The organism is Streptococcus sanguinis (genome assembly GCF_019928825.1).
In the GTDB taxonomy this organism is placed as follows: domain Bacteria; phylum Bacillota; class Bacilli; order Lactobacillales; family Streptococcaceae; genus Streptococcus; species Streptococcus sanguinis_L.
In genome coordinates, this window is record NZ_JAHZOP010000001.1 from 539171 (window position 1) to 560201 (window position 21031).

Genomic DNA, 21031 nt, shown 5'->3' on the forward strand with positions numbered 1-21031 from the left:
GCAAACTAGTGAAATTAGAATCAATTAGTCTGCAAAACTTTTCTTGGCTTTGTTCCTTCGGCTGGTCCGATAACGCCAGCCGCTTCGAGTTCTTCCATAAGACGAGTGGCCCGATTAAAGCCGACCGAGAGTCGCCGCTGAATCATAGAAGCGCTGGCTTTCTGAGTCTCGATAACCAAAGCCTTGGCTTCTTCAAAGAGGGGATCACCTTCATCGTCGCCCCCACCAGTATCCAAATCACTTTCAGATACTTCACCAGGATCAAAGCTATCATCATAATCAGCTTCAGCTTGATTCTTGACAAAGGCTACGATTCGCTCCACATCTTCATCTGAGATAAAGGAACCCTGCAAACGAACCGGGTGGTTTTCATCAATAGGCTTAAAGAGCATGTCTCCTCGACCCAAGAGCTTTTCCGCCCCATTTTCATCCAGAATGGTCCGACTGTCTGTCCCGCTGGACACAGCAAAGGCGATCCGAGAGGGTACATTGGCCTTAATCAGACCCGAGATAACATCTACTGACGGTCGCTGGGTAGCCAGAATCATGTGAATCCCAGCCGCACGCGCTTTTTGTCCCAAACGAATAATGGCGTCTTCCACTTCCTTGCTGGCCACCATCATCAGGTCAGCCAGCTCGTCCACGATGACGACGATTAAAGGCAGGGGAACTTGCTTGTACTCTGATTGGGCATTGTACTCAGCTACTTTAGCATTGTAGCCGGCAATGTTGCGGGCACCAACCTTGGAGAAGAGTTCATAGCGGTTTTCCATCTCGTCCACAACTTTCTGCAGGGCGCGGCTGGCCTTGCGAGGATTGGTTACGACTGGGATAAGCAAGTGGGGAATGTCATTATAAACGGACAGCTCCACCATCTTAGGATCCACCATCATAAACTTGACTTCATCAGGTCTGGCCTTCATGAGAATGCTGGCGATAATACCGTTTACGGCCACAGATTTCCCAGAGCCAGTAGAGCCCGCTACCAAGAGATGGGGCATCTTAGCCAAGTCAAAGGAGCGGACAGAGCCGTTGACAGCCTTACCAAGCGGGATTTCTAGGAGCTTACTGGCATCCGTCTTCGACTGTTCCCAGAGTTCTCGGAAGGTCACAGTCGCAACTTCAGAGTTGGGCACTTCAATCCCGACAAGGGATTTTCCAGGAATCGGTGCTTCAATCCGTACATCCTTAGCAGCTAGGGCAAGAGCCAAGTCATCAGCCAGATTAGAAATCCGATTGACCCGAACACCGACAGCTGGCTTGACCTCGTACTTAGTGACGGAAGGTCCGATTTCAGCCCGCTCAACAGCAGCCTTGATGCCAAAACTAGCAAAGGTTTCTTCCAAAATCTTAATATTGTCTCGGACAATGCGTTTTTCTTTGGACTGGTTTTTAGGCTTATCAGGCGCAAAGAGGTTGATGGTCGGCAGCTTATAGTCCAGACTTTCCTTGGCGGTGAAGTCCATTTCAACATCTACGTCTGCTTCCTCCGTCTCTTCTTCGCGACCAAAGTCCAGAGGTTCATGAGGGTCATATGCTCCCAGCTCCTCAGAGTCTGCCTCGTCAAAGTCCAGAGCCGTATCTGACAAGTCCTCGTCATCTAAAATCTCTCCTGTTTCAGGATTGACTTCAGCTTCTTCTTGCTCTACTTCAATGGCTTGCATAGCTGCCTGTGCAGCTTTTTCTTCCTGCTTCAGGAAACGGATCTGACGCTTTTCTTCCTGCTTCTCTCTCCAATTTTGAAAGGCTGCCATAGCCTTTTCTGAAATGTCATAGATAGACCAAGGGCTCATAAGCAGACCACCCAAAAGAATGAGCAGCAGGCCGAAGAAATAAGAACCGATATTTGAAAAAAGGAAAGAGATAGGTGCGTATAAGAGAGAGCCCAGCAAGCCGCCACCCGCGAAGGAGCTAACCTTAAAGGCTGTCAGATCAGTCAAGACCCTGCCTAGAGTTGTGGATAAGACAGCAGCCCCTTCTAGCTTCAACACACTGACAAAATAAGCTTGGAAGATTAACTCCAGCCCCAAAAAGAGGCTGATAAATCCTGAAACCGTCCCTTCGTGCTTGTGCAGCCACTTGAAAAAAAAGAGATAGCTAAGGCTGGCCAGAATAGCCAGATAAGCTAAGCTTCCCACCAAGAGGCGAATCATATTATAAATGGTGACTCCAAAGGCGCCCAGCTTAATTGCTGCAAACAAAAGAATAAGAGCCAATACAAAGGTGGCAATCATTCTCTTTATTGCTTTTTGTCTTTCTAATTCTGCTTTTGTCGGCCGGCGAGTTGTCCGGCCTTTTTTCGTGTTTTTCTTAGTTGCCATAACCCTTATTATACCATATTTGAGCCTTAGATGAGAAATCTTTTATCTAAATCAGAAGCAAAAAATACTTATTTATCTACGCAAAAAGAACTGGACTAGCCAGTTCTCATTTCACTATCACGTAATTTCTTATTATGCCTCTGGCATAACCGCCCAGGCAATCAAGTAAGCCAAGACACCTGTACCTGCCACACAGACCAAAAGAATCCAAATAACACGAACCAAGGTTGGATCTAAATCAAAGTAGTTTGCGATACCAGCACATACACCAGCGATTTTTTTGTTCTTGACATCTCTTGTCAGTCTTTTCTCCATGGAAAACACTCCTTATTATTTTTAATCTATTTATTTTACCATATTCTTTCATGATGCACAAGGCTGCCTACTACTAAACTTCTTCTGTATTTAAAACTTAATCTCATCAAGATAAACGTAATCGCTCTACCTTTCTCTTAACAAGTCCAAGCAAAACTCTTGTTCTTATGTTAGAATAAAAGGAAATTATAATCAGTTTACAGTAAAAATATATGAGGAGGAAGAACATGCGAGCCGGAGTCATTCTTTACAATCCCCAAAACAAGCAAATACTGCTCATCCACCGCTGGAAAAATGGAGAAGAGTATTTTGTGATACCGGGTGGCGGAGCCGAGTCAGGTGAGACTGCAGTCCAAGCAGCCCAGCGGGAAATTCTGGAAGAGCTGGGTTGGAGCTTGTCTGAGGAGCAGCTGCAGCCAGCCTTTACTTTCAGAAATGGCCAACGCCTAGAAATCTATTTCCATGCCACTATCAGCCATACATCAACGCCAATGATTCAGAGCGAGGAATCCCTTCGCAGTCATACCCAGAATATCTATCAACCTGAATAGTTAGACATAGAAGCAATTTGCGGCCTAAACTTACGGCCATCAGGACTTAAAAATCTGCTTCTGGATTGTCTGACACAGGAGGGTTTGAAAAACTAGCTTAATTGTAGTAAAATATCAGTAGTTTACAATCTAATGCGAGAAAGGTTTTATATGAAAAAAATTCTTCTTATCAGCCTCTTATCAGGACTTGTCTTGGCTGGCTGCTCTGGTAAAGGTAAGAAAGAGGAGACTACTAGCTCCTCCAACTCATCCAGCAGTTCTTCGCTAGTGAGCTCTAGCTCTGACCCAGAGGAAACCAGCAAACTCCGTGAGCAATTCAAGGATGCCATGACCAACGAAAATGCCAATTTTCCGCAGCTATCTACAGAAGTTGCTGAAGATGAAGCGGAAGTCAAGTTGATAACGACTGAAGGCGATATCCGCATCAAGCTCTTTCCAAAACAAGCCCCACTAGCCGTTGAAAACTTCCTGACCCATGCTAAGGAAGGCTACTATGACGGCGTTTTATTCCACCGCGTTATCAATGAATTTATGATTCAGACCGGAGATCCTAAAGGCAACGGCACTGGAGGCGAGTCTATCTGGAAGGGCAAAGACAAGTCTAAAGACTCTGGAAACGGCTTTAAAAATGAGTATTCTCCATATCTCTATAATCTTCGTGGCGCCCTATCCATGGCTAATGCAGGCCCTGATACCAATGGCAGTCAGTTCTTCATTAACCAAAGCAAGAAAGACCTGTCCAGCCAAATGTCTACGGATTCTTTCCCAGCTAAAATCATCGAAGCCTATAAAAACGGTGGAAATCCTAATTTAGACGGCGGAGCTTATACCGTCTTTGGCCAAGTGCTGGAAGGTATGGATGTGGTGGACAAAATCGCTGCCGCAGAAACAGACGACAATGACAAGCCTAAAAAAGATATCAAGATTGAAAGAATCGAGATTATCAAGGACTATGACTTCAGCAAATAAGCTTGCTGCCCAACCAATAAAGGAGGGAAATCAATATGATTATCTGGGGATATAAAGGTTATCAGAAAAACTTAGGACAGACCCAAAGCAATATCGAGTGTGCCAACTGCCACAACGTCGCACCTTGGGACATTATTGAAACCGGCCGAAAGTTTACACTCTATTGGATTCCAACTTTTCCTTACGGTAGAAAACATTACCTCACCTGCCCTGTTTGTCAGCATGGCAAACAGATTGAGAAGCAGGAAATCGAGCAGTTTTTGAATTATTAGTAATAGAAAGAGACGATTCTCAATGAACCGTCTCTTTTCTTTTGTTTAATATTAAGTCAACTGGTTAAAATCCCAGATCTGATCCATCCAGCCTTCATAGAAATCAGGCTCATGGCAGACCATGAGAATACTTCCCTTGTATTCTTTCAGAGCTCGTTTGAGCTCTTCCTTGGCATCGACATCTAGGTGATTGGTTGGCTCGTCCAGAACCAAGACATTATTTTCTCGGTTCATGAGGAGGCAAAGGCGGACCTTGGCCTGCTCTCCACCTGAAAGGACCTGGATCTGGCTCTCGATGTGCTTGGAAGTCAGGCCACATCTGGCCAGAGCTGCTCGGACTTCTGCTTGGTTAAGAGCCGGAAAGGCGTTCCAGACTGCTTCCAGCGGTGTCTGACGATTGCCGCCTTCGACTTCCTGCTCGAAATAACCCAGCTCCAGATAGTCCCCACGCTCTACTTGACCTGCGATAGGCGGGATAATCCCCAGTAGACTCTTGAGCAGGGTTGTTTTCCCAATCCCATTTGCCCCGATGATAGCCACCTTCTGATTGCGCTCAAAGGTCAGATTAATGGCCTGGGTCAGGGGCCGATCGTAACCAATCTGCAAATCCTTGGCTTGGAAGATAAAACGGCCAGGTGTGCGGGCAGGCTTGAAGTCAAAGGTAGGCTTTGGCTTCTCACTTTGTAGCTCAATAATGTCCATCTTATCTAGCTTTTTCTGGCGGGACATGGCCATATTACGGGTCGCTACGCGGGCTTTATTACGCGCCACAAAATCCTTAAGGTCCGCAATTTCTTTCTGCTGGCGCTCGTAAGCTGCTTCCAGCTGAGATTTTTTCATCTCATAGACTTCCTGAAACTGATAGTAGTCGCCAGAATAACGAGTCAAGTGCTGATTTTCCACATGGTAGACGATATTAATCACGTCATTCAGGAAAGGAATATCATGCGAGATCAGAACAAAGGCATTTTCATAGTTCTGTAGGTAACGTTTGAGCCAATCAATGTGCTCAGCATCCAGATAGTTAGTTGGCTCGTCCAAGAGCAGGATATCCGGTTTTTCCAAAAGCAACTTAGCCAAGAGAACCTTGGTCCGCTGCCCACCAGACAGCTCCGTCACATCACTCTCCATACCGTAGTCCATAACGCCCAGTGCCCGTGCGACCTCGTCAATCTTGGCATCTAGAGTATAGAAATCTCGGCTCTCCAAGCGGTCCTGCAGCTCGCCCACTTCTTCCATAAGGGCATCAACGTCTGCTCCATCCTCAGCCATGCTCATATAGATTTCATTGATGCGGGCCTCTGTCTTGAAAAGCTCGTCAAAGGCTGTACGCAAGACATCACGGACAGACTGACCTTGCTCCAGCACAGCATGCTGGTCCAGATAGCCAGCCGTCACATACTTGGACCACTCGACCTTACCTTCGTCCGGCAGCATTTTACCCGTCACAATACTCATAAAGGTTGACTTTCCCTCGCCATTGGCACCGACCAGGCCGATATGCTCACCCTTGAGCAGGCGGAAAGATACATCCTCAAAAATAGCCCGGTCTCCGAAACCGTGGCTGAGATTTTTTACTTCTAAGATACTCATTTTTTCTCCTCTATCATTGATTACAGTTCCTTGATTATACCATCAAAAGGGATTTTTTGGCAAGACAGAAGAAAAGGAAAAGCGAGCCACTTAAGTCTCGCTTGCTTGTACTCAATTCGCATGATGTGTATGCTTGGTAATCCACTGGGTCAGTTTGATCTTCAGCCAAAAGCCATAAATACCAATGGTAACAATGGTCAGGAGCCACCACTTGATCCAATTTCCAAAAAGCTGCATGGCAGTACCGTCAAAGTAAAGACGGTGCCCGTCAATAACTGTATGTTTTATCTTCCAATTATACAGGATACACATGCCCCAAGGTGCACAAATTCCCAGTGTAAAAACGGTAATCAAGGTAGCTAAAATCACATGACCGATGTAAGAAAAGAGACCACCATCAAAATAAGACTCTTTGTACATACTATCTCCCCCTTTAAACCAACTCTTTCAGAAATTGAATCAGGGTTTCTGCAGAGCGTTTACCAGCTTCAAGAATGAATTCATCAAAAGTGACATTAGCATCATGACTTGCCGTATCGCTCATGGCGCGAATAACCATAAAAGGCAGGCCGATCGAATGTGTAGCTTGAGCAATAGCTGCGCCCTCCATCTCGACAGCAAGGACATCTGGAAAATGCTCCTTGATGCGGTCAATCTTGTCTTGACCAGCAACAAAGCTGTCACCTGTTGCAATCAACCCTACTCTTGCATTTTGATGGGTTTGTTCCAAAATTTTCTTCATTTCAGCAACCAGATAGCGGCTCGCTTCAAAATAGAGCGGCTGCCGAGCCATCTGACCGTAATCATAGCCAAAGGCAGTTACATCCACATCATGGTAGACCAGACGGTCTGCGACCACCACATCGCCAATCGTCAGACCTTCTGCCACTGCTCCAGCTGAGCCTGTGTTAATCACGGCTGTGACCTTGAAGTCATTGACCAAAACAGCCACACTCATAGCGGACATGACCTTACCAATCCCGCTTTCGACCAACACCACTTCATGGTAGCCAATAGAGCCCGTATGATAGACATGGCCCAAACGTAGGTGCTTCTGCGGGTTTTCTAAATGCTCCAACAGAATCTTCAACTCCTCGGGCATGGCTGCGATAATTCCAATTTTCATATAATACCTCAAATCATCTGATGAAAAAGAAGCTTAGACAGGCTAGGCTTCCTTTCAAGTGCAATAGAGCAGTTTTTTAAGGCCACCAAATAATAGCTGCAATCAAACCAATCAGTAGGATAACTACCCAAAGGAGAATCTTATTGAGTTTGGCTTGAAAGAGGCTCCGCTTCTGATTTTCAATTCGACGGCTCTTAGTCACGGTCGGGTCTACCTCAATGTGGAGAGTCTCATCCGTAAACTCCTCTTGGTTTTGAGCAGTCTGATAGCCAAAACGACTCTGATTCTGCTGAGACCGAGCTTCTTCATAACCAAAGCGGTTTTGAGGGCTTTGATAGCCAAACTGAGTATCCTGTCGGCTAGACTGCTGCGAGTTAAAGGAGCTTCTGCCAGTTGAAAGAATCTTGGTTTCCTCGTCATCCATGAGAGGTGGCCCCGAAATATCCTCACCGCGGTTGGCCCGCTCAATGATTTCATCTGTTAATAAAGCTTTTCCCATTGATCTACGTTCCTATTTATTCAGATTTTTTGTTCCCAGTACTGAAGGGCCATAATGGTTTTGGCGTCACAGATGTCACCATTTTGCAACAACTGATGTGCCTCCTCCAGACTGACTTCAAAAAGTTCCAATGTTTCATCCTCGTCTTGGGGACGAGGGTTTTCGACCTTTGTTAAATGGCTGGCGCTGTAGAGCTTGATTTTTTCATTGCAAAAACCGATAGCAGAGTAGAAATCATAGACCAACTCCAGCTGTCCAGTGTAGCCGGCCTCTTCTTCTAATTCTCGGAGGGCAGCCGCTTGGGGATCTGCATTCTCTCCTACCTCCAGCTTGCCAGCTGGAATCTCGTAAGAAGTCGCTTCAATCGCCTTGCGGTACTGCTTGACTAAAATCATCTTATTTTCCGGGGTGATAGCAATCACAGCCACCGCACCATTATGAAAAATCAAATCCCGTTGGGCTTGACCCTTGCCCTCTGGCAGCTCTACCTGGTCCTGGACAACTTTAAAAATCGGTCCCTGATAAATCTCCGTCCGTTGGACGGTTTTTTCTTCAAATTCCATGATTAAACCTACTTATTTTGAGGGTGATGAGGAAGTCGCTTAGCATAATCTTCCTTGTTAATCTGACGGCCACGTCCCAGAGCAATAGCATCTGCTGGCACGTCCTTCGTAATGGTAGAACCTGCACCGACTAGTGAGTTATCACCTAGCTCAACTGGGGCAATAATGGTCGAGTTGGAACCAACAAAGACATTGTCGCCAATGATAGTCTTGTACTTCTTCTGACCATCATAATTGACCGTAATCGTACCTGCACCAAAGTTGACATTAGCACCAACTTCAGAGTTTCCAATGTAGGTCAAATGACCAGCCTTGGTGTTTTCTCCAATTGACGATCCTTTAACTTCAACAAAGTTGCCGACATGGACATCCTTAGCCAGACTAGAACCTGGACGAATGTGAGCGTAAGGCCCGACCGTCACTCCATCTGCTACACTAGACTCTTCAATCATGGAGTTGGTAATGACAGTCCGTTCTCCAATGACAGAGTCCACAATATAAGTACCATTGGTCAGGATTGTCTCTGCCCCAATCTTGGTCTGACCTTTCAGGGTCACATTTGCTTCAACCTGAACTTCAGGCGCAATTTCTACATCCACATCGATATAGGTCGCATGAGGATTGACAAAGCTGACACCGTTAACCATATGCCGCTGGTTAATCCGACGGCGCATAACACTCTCAGCTGTAGCTAGAGCCACGCGGTCATTAACCCCCAGACTCTCATCAAAGTCTTTCAGCGTATAAGCGCCGACTTTTTCACCATTTTCGCGGAAAATACCAATCACATCTGTGATATAGTATTCGCCTTGAGCATTATTGGTATTGATATTTTTGAGGGCTTCAAAGAGACGAGCATTGTCAAAGACGTAAGTTCCCGTATTGATTTCCTTGATTTGCTGTTCAAAATCAGAAGCATCCTTCTGCTCGACAATTTTCAAGACTTCGTCGTGCTGATTGCGAACGATACGGCCATAGCCGAAAGGATTATCTGCTTCAGCTGTTAGGATAGTCGCAACATTCTTGTGGTTGATATGGAAGTCAATCAGATTTTTCAGGCTTTCTCCTGTAATCAAAGGAGTGTCGCCAGCAATGACCAGCGTCTGACCTGTCAGATTTTCCAAAACAGGCTCGGCCATCATAACGGCATGACCAGTTCCCAACTGCTCGGTCTGACGGACAAAGTCTGTCTGACCTGCCAAGACTTGCTCAACTAGCTCCGCCTTGTGCCCAACAACTGTCACGGTCTTTTCTGGATTAATAGCATTGACGCTGCGGAATACATGTTCCAACATGGAAATTCCTGCAACCTTATGCAGCACTTTTGGTAAATCTGACTTCATGCGAGTACCCTTACCCGCAGCCAAAATAATCGCGTAATTTGTCATCAATTATCTCTTTTCTGTAGGATATCACCTTTATTATATCACTAAAAGGTAATTTTTAAAAATTAAAATCAAGATACCAGAGAAAATGCTACAATAAAAGCCTTTCGCACAAAAAAATCAGCCGTTAAACAGCTGATTTTGCTTCTTTTTCTTTGATTTTCTTTGGAAGATGAACTTTAGCCTTGCCATAGTCCTTGAAGACAGCCCGCTGCTTGAAGTAAATCAATTCTCCATCTAAGGCTGTATCTTCATCCAAATCCATGGTCATATCAATAGAGCGGATGGTCCGAGTCTTAGGGTCAACCACAAAGGCAACCTGACACTTCTCAATATCGATGGTCGTATCATAATGTTCATCATTATAAGCATAGTAGAAGGCATCGATAAGGTCATAGGCCAAATCACCTTCTGCCGTCACCGAAAACTCATAGCCCCCGTCCACTTTTTTCTTAGTCAGTTCTGACTCATTATCTACCATGACCTGCAGCAAAGCCTTAAAGGAGGACATGCCCGAATAGCCATCAATATGTTTCCGGGAGTCGGTGTCATCAATGATCTCAAATCCATCCTTTTCTTCCAAGTACATACGATCTTCGCTGAAATAATGGGTTAGTTCTTGATCATCATAGGTTTCGTAAAGCTTAGCTAAATAAGGTGAATCTGAAACAGTCAGTTGTTTAACCGTCTTGGCTTTTCTTTTTTTGTAGCCCTCTAGATAGGTCGACTCAGACAGCCGATCCATGTAGAAACTATCATGATCGAATTTTTTCAAGGATGTATCCACTACAGCAGACAGCTTAAAGCGGGACTCGATTGCTTCTGCTATGCCTCCAGGCTTAAAGTAAGTATAGAGAAAGGTTCCGCCAATCAGTACAAAGCAGACACAGCCATAAATGATAAAAAAATGAACCTTCTTCAAAATCAATCCTCCTAGAAGCTTTCTGTCGTTTTATAGCTTTTATTATAAGCTTTTTTGGACCTATTTTCAATCTTTTTCAGAAACGGTCTTTGAAGACTGTAGCGTAAGAAATGCTAATTGGTTTTTCAAACTCTCAAAGTCATTGCCAAATGTATCAACAAGGCAAGTAGCTGTCCTGAAAATTCAGTTCTCCATTTTCCTTGGCATACAAACAGAAATCATCATCTAGCTCTTCTGATTTCACAGCCTGATTGATATCTTTTAAGTCATAGCTCTTGTTTTTCTTCATTACTTTCATGTTGCGACTGGCTACTTCAAACTCCAACCACCGTCGATTTTGATAATCTCACCCTGCATAGCAGCTGCCTTGCCACTGGCTAGAAAGAGACTAACATCAGCTACTTCCTGAGGATCCAGCCAGCGCTTGATAGGCGTTTCCTCAGCAACCCATTCAGCTAATCCGCCTGGCTCAAAATCTGCGGCAGTCATGTTTGTCTTGACTGCGCCTGGTGCCAGACCAAAGACTTGGATATTTTTATCCGCATAGTCTAAGGCTATCTGTTTGGTCAGGCCAGCCAGAGCATGCTTAGAGGCTGTATAGGTAGCACCGCCGCCGCCAGCCAGAAAGCTAGCAATCGAGCACATATTAATGATGATACCAGACTTTTTCTCCAGCATTTTCTGCAGGTAAAAGCGAGTGATTTTCATGGTAGCGGTCAGATTTAGCGCAAAAATTTGCTCCCAGTCCTCGTCGCTGGTCTCGTGCAGGGGACGATAATCGTCCAAAATACCTGCTGTATTGCAGAGAATATCCACCTCAGGTAAGCTGGTAAAGAGCGGTGTCAAATCACCTGTCAAATCCATCTTGACAAAACGAAGCTCATTGAGAAAGCCAGGGTTTTCATCCTTGTCCACCCCATAAACCCAATAGCCATTTTCCAAAAAGGTCAGAGCCTGAGCTCGGCCGATGCCAGAGCTAGCTCCCGTCACCAGTACCGTCTTAGTCATCTACTTCCACCCAATCTGTCGCGAGGACATCACAAGGAGTCGGACTCCACATGGAGAAGCCCTCCCCCTCGCCTGAAACATTGATGAGGAAATAAGGTGTCACTTCGAGAGCTACACCATTCTGCTCAATCGTATCGAAGAGCTGGACGTAGTTCTCTGCACCACCCCAACCTGTACGCACATATTTTTTCTTGGCCTTAAGGCCCGGTAAAATTTCTTCAAATGTCATGGTTTTCTCCTTTTGTTTATTGGTAATCATTGACAAATTCCCTGCTAGCCGTCAGTAGTCATAAATATATTGGACGACTTTTTCTTGACTGTCAACAAGTTTTTCTGTTGCTTTGCAACAAAGTCTAAAATTAGGTGTTTTTCTCCATCTCCACAAAGAGATGAATATCACCATTGCTTTCCTGCGGGATGCGCCTCACCACTTCAAAGCCCATGTTGAGATAAAGCTGTTGGGCTCGGTGATTGAAATCAGCCACGGATAGGCTTATGACTTGGGGCGCAAAATTTTCCATGATAAAGTCCAAAATTTCCTGCAAAAATACAGCGCCCTGACCTTTTCCGCAGTGCTCCGGCTTCATCCCCAAACCAAGCTCCAAAGTTCGCTCTCCTTTCTGCTCCAAGCAGAAAAATCCATAGAGTTTTCCTTCTCTCAGGACTTGATAATAACAGTTCCCACGCGCTTCAGGAGAAACCATTTCTTCATAATCTTCCAAATCATTTTTCATATCATAAAAATCATAGGGTGCCTCGTAATGCCAATCATTGGCAATTTCTAAAGCATGCTGTTGAGTTAGCCGTTCAATTTTATTACTCATATTTTTTCACCTCCTCAGGGTGGGCTTCTCGCCATGCTAAATAGTCATCAAATGACTTGATTTGTGTTTTCTCACCTGTTGCAGAATCTGTCGCATAAACTTCCATCACATCCTGCCCCTTAGGTGCAAACCAGTGTAAAAGATTATCAAACCATTCTTTCTGATTATACTGCTCAGGCCGGAAATAAAGTTGAGTCATATCCTTCATATTCTTAGCCACTTCTGGATAAAGCTGAGCAAAGTTGGTGTTGGAAATATCAATTTTATTATCAGAATCTAAGTCTGGAATAATAGTCCCTCCCAATTGCAATAAATGGTATTCTCTCAACTGAGCACTTAAGCTGTCCCCTAGTCCACCAGGAGTCAAGCTCACTTTGTTTCGATATGGATCTTTCGTCGCCATCTCATTTCTTCTTTGAGCAACATCTTTGAAAAAGAGCTCCTCATTATCAATATCCAGTAAAAAACTTTGCTCAAAATATTCTCCATTAACATATTGGTAAAGATTGTCTCGTGCCATATAGTCTTTCCCATTACCATAATAACTGCTTAAGACTTCATTGAGTCTAAACTTTTGTGTCTGAATTCTAGGCAATTCATACAGGTCTAGTTCTTTCCTTGATAGATTAGGGCTATTTAAATCATAGCTGATTATCTTATAGTATTCTTCTTTCCCAATTGGTGGAGAGTTTTTAACTTCTCCAATTCGCCAAGAATGAACAGCAATAGTTGAAACATAATTTTGGCCATAGTAAATATCAGCTCGATTATTTTTCTCATCCACAGCGACCAACACGAATTTATTGTTATCAAAAAGCTGAATGCTCTTAAATTTTGTTTCTCGTATATCAGTATAAACTTTAGTATTTATTTTAATAACCCATAAGGAGAGTAGACCTAAAGCTCCCAATAAAAGAATACTCAATAAAACATACACTATCTTCTTTTTTCTCATGACCGTCTATTTTTTTCTCCTTAAATTCTCTAAAATCCCCAATAAAATCGTTTCTGGTCTGCTTTTTCGCTGCAACCAAGGCTGTGGTAAAATTCATGGGCTGATGAGCGGGAAATGCCTGAATTAATCCGAATTCCTGTGTAGCAAGCCTCTTTCCCCTTTTCACGCAAGGCCTGCAGCAGCGCTCTGCCATGTCCCTGCCCTTGAAAATCCGGAGCGACGGCCAAAGCCAAGAGATTGAGCAAGGATGGGAAATAGAGACAGTCGTAGCTAGCAGCATGAGCATAGCCTATGACCTGACCGTCTTCTTCAACTACCAAAATCAAATGCTGGTCATTCTCTAGTAACTTTTTCAGTTGAGCCTTCGTCGCTTCCCTATCGAAATCGTAGCCCAGACACTCATCATTGAGCCGCTGAATGGCTGCAGCATCTCTTAGTTTTACTTTACGAATCATCTGTCACCTCGTTCTTCTCTTTATTATAGCAGAAAAGCAGTCTCTTTGACTGCTTTCAATGAACTATTCTCCTATCTGTCCCTTCAACCAAGACTCCGCCTCTTCTAAAGGCTGGTCTGTTTGGATATCTGGCTGAATTGCCTCATTCTCATAAAGCTTACCCGTGCGATCTAGGATACTCGAGGTAGTCAAGAGCAAAACCGCTCCATCATACAGTTGATAATAATTATTTCCCGTAGTATAGCTTGCCGTTGGCTGACCAAATATTTTAACGTTTTCCAGTCCCTTAAAAGCTAAAACAGTCATTTCTCCTGAGCTTCCTGTACGTTCATTGGTAAGGACGGCTATTGGCACTTTCTTTGCTTTCTCATCAGTCTGCTCCAGACCAAGCTGCTTCAGAATATCTGATCGAGAAACCGCGCTCTTGCTTCCGTTTTTATAAACGAATTGGAAGAGGTCTTCATCAGGCAAAAGAGAGGACAGTCCCGCAATCATCGGATACATATTCCCGCCGGTATTATCTCTCAAATCCACAAGAACTGCCTGATAATCATCCTTTTTAAGAGCTGCTGACAGTTTGTTGGTATAAGTCTTCGCCGCTTGTGCATCACCGGTAAAAGCAGGAACTTTTAAATAGAGAATACCCTCCCGATTCTGCACTTCAGGCTGATTTTTGCTTTCCGGACTATTTTCGGGATTATCCTGTGGACTTAAAAAATAAGAATGTTTCCCGCCAGCCTCTTTGGTTAATTTTTCCAAGACAGGATAGGTATCTTGATAAGTCTTGGCAGATTCAAGTTTCTCTAAGGCTTTCTTTTTCTCATTTTCCCAGTCTTTGCCCGTATAAAGACCGAAATCAAGCTTTTTTACAACCGAGTGAGCATAGTCCTGCGGACTTGGTGGAAAAAGAAAAATTCCATAGTCTGGACCAAAGTAGGCCAGAAAACCTATTAAAAGAGCAAGCAAAACCAGTACTGTCCCCAAGCAACCTAAAAGGACTTTTTTCATAATTGCACAACCTTTCTTGTGAGGATTTCTGAGCTAATTGTAGCAAAATAGAGACACGTTTTCCATGTCTCTATCTTACATTTATCATAGCTAATCTTACATTTTTGTAAGATGATTTTATTTACATCTACAGAAGCTTATTTCCATCTCTCACTCTTAGAGAATGCAATCATCAAGCCAGACCCAGCCAGAACTGCCAGAATAAGAAGACAGATATTTTTCATTGGATAGAGCCAGTCTTTATTTTCCTCATGCCACCTTGACTTCCAAAGCCCGACATACTCAGCATGCATATCTTCGGGCTGATTCAGCTGGATATTGATCACAATCGCCAGTAAGATGAAGGCGATAAAAGCAAGGGCAAAGAGCCAGATTTTCCTCTTTTGGGTTAGATTAAGTTTTTTCATACTTTTCTACTTTCTGCTTAATAGCAATACTTCACCCTACTTCTCTTTTACAGCGATTTCTGAGTTTCTATAGCCATAGAAGGCATAGATGAGACTTCCCAGTGCTAGGGCAATTCCAAAGGCCTGCCAGGTTTCCTTAGTATACTGGGTCATGAAGGACAGGCAGATGATAATGGATAAAATCGGTGTCAGAGGTACTAGAGGCGTTTTGAATTCTCCCGCTTTGGGCATTCCTTGATCTTTCCGCAATTTCAAGACAGCAAGTGCCAATAAAATCAGATAGGCCAAGGTACAGATATTAAGGAAAGAGGCGATGCTAGCCAAGGGGAAAATACCTGCACAAACAGCTGAGGCAATCCCTACTAAAATCGTGGCATTCTTTGGCACCCGACTGTTCTCTGTCAATTTCTTGAAAGAGCGGGGCAAGAGACCATCACGCGCAATACTGTAAATCATCCGCGACAGAGCATAGGTCATGGAGATACAGACCGTAATCAGAGTCAAAATAGCGACGACAGAGATATAGTTGGCTGCCCAGCCAAGTCCGATGCTGCGCAGGGCAAAGGCCACCGCATCTGAGACATCCAGCTTGCTATAGTGGACAACCCCAGTCAAGACCAAGGTCACCAAAATATAGAGAATGGTCACGATGCTCAAGGATAAGACAATCCCACGCGGAACATTCTTTTGAGGCTCTTTGATTTCATCGACCGCCATGGAAATGGACTCAAAGCCCAGAAAAGCAAAGAACATGAGTGAAGCCCCAGCCATGATGCCGATCTTGCCGCCATAAATTTCTCCAAAGCCAAAAGGTGCAAAGTTAGACCAATTTTCTGGTTTGATGAAGAAAAATCCTGCAATGATAAAAAGTGCCAAGGCTGAGAATTTCAAGACCACCAAAGCTGAGTTGAAGCGCAGGGCTGCCTTGGAGTTCAGAAGGACAACTCCCGTAACAAAGGCCAAGACCAGAATGGGCAGCAAGTCCACATAAGTACCTGCTTTGGGATTGAAAGTGCCATTCAGAGCTACCGGCAGCTGGATACCAAAGCCGCTCAGCAATCCCTTCAGATAAGAGCCCCAGCCAGAGGCAACACCTGAGATAGCGGTCATGAACTCCATGATGGTCAGCCAGCCAGCCAACCAAGCAGGAAATTCTCCTAGAACCGCATAGATATAACTGTAGGCTCCGCCATTGGCCGGGATCCGTGAAGCAAACTCAGCGTAAAAAAGGGCCGAAATACTCACACAAAGCGCTGAAATGACAATCGAAACGGTCAGAGCTGGCCCAGCATATTTGGCTGCCCCAGTCCCTGTGATGGTGAAAATCCCAGTTCCTACCATGGCACCAATACCAAGCAAAATCAGATCTGGAATTTTTAAATGACGGCGCATGCCCGTTCTATCCTTGCTGGCATCTTTTTTTCTAAATATATTCATCTATTTCTACTCTCCTAATTGCATTAACGTCCTATTTTATCATATTTCCACGCTTTTAGGAATCTTTCTCAGAAAAATACCGAAAAGAAAGGCTGAGAGAAATCTCAGCCTAAGTCTTTAAAATAAATGAAAGCTATATGATGCCTGTCTCTACTATCACATTGCCACAATTTTGCGATAGCTGCGAGATGTGATGAGAAAGACACCGACATATACTGCAATAAATAGAGCGCAGACACCCAGAGTCACCACTAACATAAGACTTGCGTTAAGCACGCCCAACATCTGTAAAATGAGACTGAGCATGTGATAGGCAAAAGCCAAATGAAGGAAGGCAAAGATTAGGGGCAGGAAGAAGACAGTCTGTACTTGTTTACGAATGGTCTTTCTTGTCTGCTGCTCGTCTAAGCCGACTTTCTGCAGGATGATGAAGCGATCACGGTCTTCGTAACCTTCGGAAATCTGCTTGTAGTAGATAACCAGCACTGTTCCCATCATGAAGACAATAGAGAGGAAAATCCCTATAAAGAAGACACCACCCAGCATACCCTTAATTTCAAGTATGCCAATCACACCAGTTTGACCGTGGACACCTCCGGCACCTTCTGGCAGGGACTGGTTGTAGTCCGTCATTTTCTTTTGATAGATTGTATCCAGCTTAGCCTTTTCATCTTCTGAAGCTTCAATATCCAGACTACCATAGAGTACAGGATTAATAGCTTGCTGCTCCATCTGATGAGCTAAGAGTTGACTAGGATCCTTGGCTACTAGATACAGCCCTTTAGGAATGATGATATTATACTCATCTGGAATCTTGTGAAAGATAAAATCTTCAGACAGGACTTTCTTGATCGTCAAGTTTTGGCCAGCCAGCTGCAGAGGCTGCTTATAATCCAGATCCACTCCCTTGTTAAAGACAGCAATCTCATTTTCCTGCAAAGACAGATCCTTTCCTGTCAGCTTTTCGTAATCCTCGCTGGAAAACATCAAGATATAGGTATTGGGTGACACAGTCCATTGTCCCTTAGGATAAATATCTAGGCTGTTACCCTCTTTTTTCTTGACACCCATTGAATAAAACTGATAGGTCTCCTGTTGCTTGACCTTCAGCTGATTCTCTGCTACAAACTCTGTCAAGACCTGATCCAGCTGTTCTTTTTTTGCATTTACACCGCCATTGATAGAGAAATCATGCGGAAACATAAGTTTCTGCATAAATTCCGCGCCAGAATAGATGTTCATGCCGGCAGAAAAGGTCACTAGAACCATTGTCGATAGGATGGAAATAGTAGCCAGCCCCACTGCATTTTTCTTCATACGGTAAATAAGATTTGAGACGGAAATCATATTATTGGGCTGGTAGTAATACTTTTTGTTCTTTTGCAGAAGCTGCAGAAAGACTGTAATACCAGCATTAAAGAGCAGGTAGGTTCCTAAAATGACCAAGAGGACTGCTCCAAAAAAGATGAAGATTGCCTCCATAGGATTACGCACAGTCTGAGCCAGATAGTAGCCGTAGAGCAGAGCTGCCAGGCCAATAAAGGTCTGTGGCAGTAAAAACCGGCTCTTCTTCTCTCCGCTGGCCTTTTCCTTAGACATCTTCAGGGAATCAAAACGCAGAATTCGCCAACCATTAACAAAGACCAAGCCTGCAAAAATAAAGCCATAGAAAATAAAAACAAGAATCAAGACCGGTAGCTGGAAAGTTGAAACCAAAACCACCTTGGTCCCCATAAGCTTGAGCAGAAAGGCATAAATCAGCTGGTCAAAGAGAACACCAATAGTCAACCCTAAGCTCACAGCCACTAGGCCGAAAATCAGCAGCTCAATAAAAGTCATAACAAAGAGATGGCGTTTATTGAGACCTAGCATACCATAAAGCCCCAGCTCCTTGGAGCGATTCTTCATAACAAATTGATTGGCATAAAAGACAATAATTCCAGCTGTGATGTTTACAATAACAACCCCTAGGACCAAAACGAGGATAACAGAGCTGGCCCCTGTCATTTTGGATAGATTGGGATTAAAAGCCAAGGAGTTGAAAATATAAGAAATGGCTACAGCCACACAGGTAGCCAGTGCAAAAGGATAATAGAGACGACGGTTCTTAATCAGATTGGATACCGCCAATTTTGCTGCTAATCGAAACACTAGTCCTTCACCTCACTTGCCATAACTGTCAGAGTATCAGAAATCTCTTGGAACATCTGCCGCTCGGTCTTGTCACCACGGAAGATTTGATTGTAGAGAATCCCATCCTTGATAAAGAGCACCCGCTTGGCGCGACTAGCCGCTGCTGTTGAGTGGGTCACCATGAGAATGGTTTGACCGCGGGCATTGATGTCGTCAAAAACATCCAGCAGGGCTGCTGAAGACTTGGAATCCAAGGCTCCCGTCGGCTCGTCCGCCAGCAGAATCTCAGGGTCTGTGATGATGGCTCGAGCTACTGCAACCCGTTGCTTCTGGCCACCGGAAATCTCATAAGGAAACTTCTCTTGCAGCTTGTTAATCCCCAGCTCGTTGCAGGTCGTGACCAGCTTTTGCATCATCTCAGTAATGGGACGGCGAGAGAGGACTAGCGGCAGAAGAATATTATCCTTGACCGACAGGGTATCCAACAGATTGAAATCCTGAAAGACAAAGCCTAATTTCTCTCGGCGGAAGCTGGAAGCCTGGCTGTTTTTGATGGTTGCCGTGTCAGTTCCGTTGAGAAAGACGCGGCCCTCAGTCGGCTTGTCCAGCATGGCTAAGATGTTGAGCAGGGTGGATTTCCCAGAACCTGACTCCCCCATGATGGCGACATATTCGCCTTTTTCTACCGTAAAGTGAATGTCCTTCAAGGCCTCTACTTGGCTGCCCTGAAAGCGGGTTTTATAAATCTTTTTCACGTGCTGTACGTCTAATAATGTCATACTCGAACCTCTTCTTTATTTAACTTGATACTACTATCATACCGGAAAGACAGACAAGTTTCCATAACCTAATCTTTCATTTTGCCTGCCAATCTTACATTTTTGTCATCTTGTGCTCCAAGTCGGATCAGAGAAAAGTCAACTGACCTTTCTCTTATCCTTGAATACTGGAATCTCTCAGTGACTGTACTGCAGCCAGAAATAATATTGACTGGAAGCACAGCCTAGGCGAGTCTTCTCGATTTCTTCCTTGGAAATCTTTTGAGCTTTAGGTTTACTTTGGCGATGGTTAAAAAGATTGATTTTCATAGCGGGCCTCCTTCTTGAAGTCTGATTATTAGTTTGGAAGATTGTTATCTTCTTTTTCTTTACACTTATAGGATACCGAATTCCCAGGCTAGCTGCCATAAGATAACCTTTCATTTTAGCCTTTAAACTTACATTTTTGTCACCTGGGAAAAATGGTTTTCGATTGCCCTTAAACTGCGTCAATAGGCCTAAATTCACCGATACCTATCGGCTTCTTTCATCAAGCGAATTAAAAAAACCGGAATTTGTTTCCGGTTTTCATGATATATTTCCTAAAGTTCTAGATATAGAAGTTTTCTTACCAGAGGGTTTTCAAATTTCTGTCAATATTATCTTGAATAGGCTATTCTTACTGCCCCTCATCCCCAAATTTACCAGTATGAAGGTGGGTAATAGTGTCATGACCAGGTAGAGGAGGCAGCCCACCAGAGTCCTTACGGCTGAACACTTCAAGCAAGCCCGGTGTCAATTGAGAATTTTTCAACTGCTCAGGGCTAATCTCATGGACAATTTCCGCCCCATCTGTCCTGACGAACATTGGATGTGCTAGAAAAGAATTGCTGCAGCAGATAGTGGTTGGCACCATGGATTTCCACTCCTGAAAAACCAGCTTGAACTGCACGTTTGACTGCTCGACCAAAATCCTTGATAATTTCAAGGATTTCTTCATCGGTCAATTCTCTCACCGGATATGGCAGGAAAGAAAAATCTAAGGCACTGGGAGCCAATACTTCCTCACCCTTCAAAGCACGGCCAGAAGCTGCTATCCCACCATGATGAAGCTGCAAAATCGCTTTATTGCCATCTTTTTGAAGGGCAGTAGCTAATTTTCTCTCCCCTTCAATGTGGCCATCAGAGTAAATACCTAATTGAACTGGGTAACCAGTCTGGTAACAAGGCCCTCCTGATGGACTGACATAATGAAATTCAGTAATCAAAAGACTGGCTGCCTGAGAGCGTGCTCCGTAGTATCGCAAAGTATCATCAGACACAAATCCTCCTTCTAAGCCACTGAAAGTATACATAGGGGACAGCACCAAACGGTTGGTTAATTTGGCACCGTGACGCAATTGAATCGGGTCTATAATTTGTTTAGACATAGTAAAAATATCCTTTCTTCTTTGACAACTATTATAGAAGATTCAGAGGCAAAAACAAGGGCTTTTCAGTAAGTGGTATTAACCATCAGGTATCCGGTAA

General features: G+C 44.2%; 24 protein-coding genes and 2 pseudogenes. 3 read left to right on the top strand and 23 right to left on the bottom strand.

The annotated features are described in order from the left end of the window. Window positions 1–20 precede the first annotated feature (20 nt). A complete protein-coding gene (locus K1J09_RS02660) occupies window positions 21–2321 on the bottom strand; it encodes a DNA translocase FtsK (protein WP_223322395.1) in 2301 nt (766 codons plus the stop codon). 132 nt (window positions 2322–2453) lie between these two features. Beyond that, entirely contained in the window at window positions 2454–2636 is a 183-nt protein-coding gene (locus K1J09_RS02665) for a PspC domain-containing protein (RefSeq protein ID WP_002894843.1), read from the bottom strand. A 227-nt stretch (window positions 2637–2863) separates the two neighbouring features. On the opposite strand from K1J09_RS02665, the pseudogene K1J09_RS02670 reads away from it, so the two are divergent. The 3 genes and pseudogenes from K1J09_RS02670 (at window position 2864) to K1J09_RS02680 (ending at window position 4428) form a co-directional block, all read left to right on the top strand. After that, window positions 2864–3283: pseudogene (locus K1J09_RS02670) on the top strand (NUDIX domain-containing protein). Between the two features lie 54 nt (window positions 3284–3337). Beyond that, a complete protein-coding gene (locus K1J09_RS02675; RefSeq protein ID WP_223322394.1) occupies window positions 3338–4156 on the top strand; it encodes a peptidylprolyl isomerase in 819 nt (272 codons plus the stop codon). Window positions 4157–4191: 35 nt separating this feature from the next. Beyond that, window positions 4192–4428 (top strand): zinc-ribbon domain-containing protein, encoded by a 237-nt coding sequence (locus tag K1J09_RS02680; protein WP_004192963.1) that lies wholly within the window; start codon window positions 4192–4194, stop codon window positions 4426–4428. A gap of 51 nt (window positions 4429–4479) precedes the next feature. Here the strand turns inward: K1J09_RS02680 and K1J09_RS02685 are convergent, their stop codons facing one another. The 21 genes and pseudogenes from K1J09_RS02685 to K1J09_RS02775 form a co-directional block, all read right to left on the bottom strand. Continuing rightward, window positions 4480–6021, bottom strand: coding sequence for an ABC-F family ATP-binding cassette domain-containing protein (locus K1J09_RS02685; RefSeq protein WP_223322393.1), 1542 nt, complete (start codon window positions 6019–6021; stop codon window positions 4480–4482). Between the two features lie 111 nt (window positions 6022–6132). Beyond that, the gene (locus K1J09_RS02690) at window positions 6133–6441 is read right to left on the bottom strand and encodes a DUF898 domain-containing protein (RefSeq protein WP_223322392.1); all 309 of its coding nucleotides are present in this window, start codon (window positions 6439–6441) and stop codon (window positions 6133–6135) included. A 13-nt stretch (window positions 6442–6454) separates the two neighbouring features. After that, the gene (locus tag K1J09_RS02695) at window positions 6455–7147 is read right to left on the bottom strand and encodes a 5'-methylthioadenosine/adenosylhomocysteine nucleosidase (protein ID WP_223322391.1); all 693 of its coding nucleotides are present in this window, start codon (window positions 7145–7147) and stop codon (window positions 6455–6457) included. A 76-nt stretch (window positions 7148–7223) separates the two neighbouring features. Then, on the bottom strand, window positions 7224–7646 hold the full coding sequence (gene macP / locus K1J09_RS02700; RefSeq protein ID WP_002894824.1) for a cell wall synthase accessory phosphoprotein MacP: 423 nt from the start codon (window positions 7644–7646) through the stop codon (window positions 7224–7226). A gap of 20 nt (window positions 7647–7666) precedes the next feature. After that, on the bottom strand, window positions 7667–8209 hold the full coding sequence (locus tag K1J09_RS02705) for an NUDIX hydrolase (RefSeq protein WP_223322390.1): 543 nt from the start codon (window positions 8207–8209) through the stop codon (window positions 7667–7669). Window positions 8210–8217: 8 nt separating this feature from the next. Continuing rightward, on the bottom strand, window positions 8218–9597 hold the full coding sequence (gene glmU / locus K1J09_RS02710; RefSeq protein ID WP_223322389.1) for a bifunctional UDP-N-acetylglucosamine diphosphorylase/glucosamine-1-phosphate N-acetyltransferase GlmU: 1380 nt from the start codon (window positions 9595–9597) through the stop codon (window positions 8218–8220). A 124-nt stretch (window positions 9598–9721) separates the two neighbouring features. Continuing rightward, on the bottom strand, window positions 9722–10516 hold the full coding sequence (locus K1J09_RS02715; RefSeq protein WP_223322388.1) for a hypothetical protein: 795 nt from the start codon (window positions 10514–10516) through the stop codon (window positions 9722–9724). Window positions 10517–10670: 154 nt separating this feature from the next. Continuing rightward, the gene (locus tag K1J09_RS02720; protein WP_223322387.1) at window positions 10671–10814 is read right to left on the bottom strand and encodes a hypothetical protein; all 144 of its coding nucleotides are present in this window, start codon (window positions 10812–10814) and stop codon (window positions 10671–10673) included. Window positions 10815–10825: 11 nt separating this feature from the next. Then, window positions 10826–11524, bottom strand: a complete 699-nt coding sequence (locus K1J09_RS02725; protein WP_223322386.1) for a 3-oxoacyl-ACP reductase — start codon at window positions 11522–11524, stop codon at window positions 10826–10828. Then, a complete protein-coding gene (locus tag K1J09_RS02730; protein WP_002899859.1) occupies window positions 11517–11753 on the bottom strand; it encodes a DUF2829 domain-containing protein in 237 nt (78 codons plus the stop codon). The genes K1J09_RS02725 and K1J09_RS02730 overlap by 8 nt, the downstream gene beginning before the upstream one ends. Window positions 11754–11883: 130 nt before the next feature. Then, window positions 11884–12348 (bottom strand): GNAT family N-acetyltransferase, encoded by a 465-nt coding sequence (locus K1J09_RS02735; RefSeq protein ID WP_223322385.1) that lies wholly within the window; start codon window positions 12346–12348, stop codon window positions 11884–11886. Continuing rightward, window positions 12341–13303 carry a hypothetical protein gene (locus K1J09_RS02740; RefSeq protein WP_223322384.1) on the bottom strand — a complete coding sequence of 321 codons (963 nt, stop codon included), beginning with the start codon at window positions 13301–13303 and terminating at the stop codon, window positions 12341–12343. The genes K1J09_RS02735 and K1J09_RS02740 overlap by 8 nt, the downstream gene beginning before the upstream one ends. 29 nt (window positions 13304–13332) lie before the next feature. Continuing rightward, window positions 13333–13758: a GNAT family N-acetyltransferase gene (locus tag K1J09_RS02745; protein WP_223322383.1), complete on the bottom strand. Its 426-nt coding sequence runs from the start codon at window positions 13756–13758 to the stop codon at window positions 13333–13335. 63 nt (window positions 13759–13821) lie between these two features. Beyond that, window positions 13822–14766, bottom strand: a complete 945-nt coding sequence (locus K1J09_RS02750) for a S41 family peptidase (RefSeq protein ID WP_223322382.1) — start codon at window positions 14764–14766, stop codon at window positions 13822–13824. A 137-nt stretch (window positions 14767–14903) separates the two neighbouring features. Beyond that, window positions 14904–15173 (bottom strand): hypothetical protein, encoded by a 270-nt coding sequence (locus K1J09_RS02755; protein ID WP_223322381.1) that lies wholly within the window; start codon window positions 15171–15173, stop codon window positions 14904–14906. Window positions 15174–15209: 36 nt separating this feature from the next. Further along, entirely contained in the window at window positions 15210–16610 is a 1401-nt protein-coding gene (locus tag K1J09_RS02760; protein WP_223322380.1) for an amino acid permease, read from the bottom strand. Between the two features lie 156 nt (window positions 16611–16766). Beyond that, entirely contained in the window at window positions 16767–18761 is a 1995-nt protein-coding gene (locus tag K1J09_RS02765) for an ABC transporter permease (RefSeq protein ID WP_223322379.1), read from the bottom strand. Next, a complete protein-coding gene (locus K1J09_RS02770; RefSeq protein ID WP_002894797.1) occupies window positions 18761–19522 on the bottom strand; it encodes an ABC transporter ATP-binding protein in 762 nt (253 codons plus the stop codon). The genes K1J09_RS02765 and K1J09_RS02770 overlap by 1 nt, the downstream gene beginning before the upstream one ends. Window positions 19523–19699: 177 nt before the next feature. Then, the gene (locus K1J09_RS11825) at window positions 19700–19831 is read right to left on the bottom strand and encodes a hypothetical protein (RefSeq protein ID WP_009659231.1); all 132 of its coding nucleotides are present in this window, start codon (window positions 19829–19831) and stop codon (window positions 19700–19702) included. A gap of 349 nt (window positions 19832–20180) precedes the next feature. Then, window positions 20181–20369 carry a hypothetical protein gene (locus tag K1J09_RS11865; protein WP_398578148.1) on the bottom strand — a complete coding sequence of 63 codons (189 nt, stop codon included), beginning with the start codon at window positions 20367–20369 and terminating at the stop codon, window positions 20181–20183. Further along, window positions 20341–20931 (bottom strand): annotated as a pseudogene (locus K1J09_RS02775) (oxidoreductase); the annotation flags it as partial. The pseudogene K1J09_RS02775 and the gene K1J09_RS11865, both read right to left, overlap by 29 nt. Window positions 20932–21031: the final 100 nt, after the last annotated feature.

Excerpts from the sequence above, each read along its gene's own strand:
- K1J09_RS02725 (WP_223322386.1), bottom strand. The coding sequence starts at position 11,524 with ATGACTAAGACGGTACTGGTGACGGGAGCTAGCTCTGGCATCGGCCGA.
- K1J09_RS02685 (WP_223322393.1), bottom strand. The coding sequence starts at position 6,021 with ATGAGTATCTTAGAAGTAAAAAATCTCAGCCACGGTTTCGGAGACCGG.
- K1J09_RS11825 (WP_009659231.1), bottom strand. The coding sequence starts at position 19,831 with ATGAAAATCAATCTTTTTAACCATCGCCAAAGTAAACCTAAAGCTCAA.
- K1J09_RS02675 (WP_223322394.1), top strand. The coding sequence starts at position 3,338 with ATGAAAAAAATTCTTCTTATCAGCCTCTTATCAGGACTTGTCTTGGCT.
- K1J09_RS02680 (WP_004192963.1), top strand. The coding sequence starts at position 4,192 with ATGATTATCTGGGGATATAAAGGTTATCAGAAAAACTTAGGACAGACC.
- K1J09_RS02750 (WP_223322382.1), bottom strand. The coding sequence starts at position 14,766 with ATGAAAAAAGTCCTTTTAGGTTGCTTGGGGACAGTACTGGTTTTGCTT.
- K1J09_RS02665 (WP_002894843.1), bottom strand. The coding sequence starts at position 2,636 with ATGGAGAAAAGACTGACAAGAGATGTCAAGAACAAAAAAATCGCTGGT.
- glmU (WP_223322389.1), bottom strand. The coding sequence starts at position 9,597 with ATGACAAATTACGCGATTATTTTGGCTGCGGGTAAGGGTACTCGCATG.
- K1J09_RS02695 (WP_223322391.1), bottom strand. The coding sequence starts at position 7,147 with ATGAAAATTGGAATTATCGCAGCCATGCCCGAGGAGTTGAAGATTCTG.
- K1J09_RS02740 (WP_223322384.1), bottom strand. The coding sequence starts at position 13,303 with ATGAGAAAAAAGAAGATAGTGTATGTTTTATTGAGTATTCTTTTATTG.
- K1J09_RS02690 (WP_223322392.1), bottom strand. The coding sequence starts at position 6,441 with ATGTACAAAGAGTCTTATTTTGATGGTGGTCTCTTTTCTTACATCGGT.
- K1J09_RS02660 (WP_223322395.1), bottom strand. The coding sequence starts at position 2,321 with ATGGCAACTAAGAAAAACACGAAAAAAGGCCGGACAACTCGCCGGCCG.
- K1J09_RS02760 (WP_223322380.1), bottom strand. The coding sequence starts at position 16,610 with ATGAATATATTTAGAAAAAAAGATGCCAGCAAGGATAGAACGGGCATG.
- K1J09_RS02770 (WP_002894797.1), bottom strand. The coding sequence starts at position 19,522 with ATGACATTATTAGACGTACAGCACGTGAAAAAGATTTATAAAACCCGC.
- K1J09_RS02745 (WP_223322383.1), bottom strand. The coding sequence starts at position 13,758 with ATGATTCGTAAAGTAAAACTAAGAGATGCTGCAGCCATTCAGCGGCTC.
- K1J09_RS02735 (WP_223322385.1), bottom strand. The coding sequence starts at position 12,348 with ATGAGTAATAAAATTGAACGGCTAACTCAACAGCATGCTTTAGAAATT.
- K1J09_RS02755 (WP_223322381.1), bottom strand. The coding sequence starts at position 15,173 with ATGAAAAAACTTAATCTAACCCAAAAGAGGAAAATCTGGCTCTTTGCC.
- K1J09_RS02705 (WP_223322390.1), bottom strand. The coding sequence starts at position 8,209 with ATGGAATTTGAAGAAAAAACCGTCCAACGGACGGAGATTTATCAGGGA.
- macP (WP_002894824.1), bottom strand. The coding sequence starts at position 7,646 with ATGGGAAAAGCTTTATTAACAGATGAAATCATTGAGCGGGCCAACCGC.
- K1J09_RS11865 (WP_398578148.1), bottom strand. The coding sequence starts at position 20,369 with ATGTTCGTCAGGACAGATGGGGCGGAAATTGTCCATGAGATTAGCCCT.
- K1J09_RS02720 (WP_223322387.1), bottom strand. The coding sequence starts at position 10,814 with ATGAAAGTAATGAAGAAAAACAAGAGCTATGACTTAAAAGATATCAAT.
- K1J09_RS02730 (WP_002899859.1), bottom strand. The coding sequence starts at position 11,753 with ATGACATTTGAAGAAATTTTACCGGGCCTTAAGGCCAAGAAAAAATAT.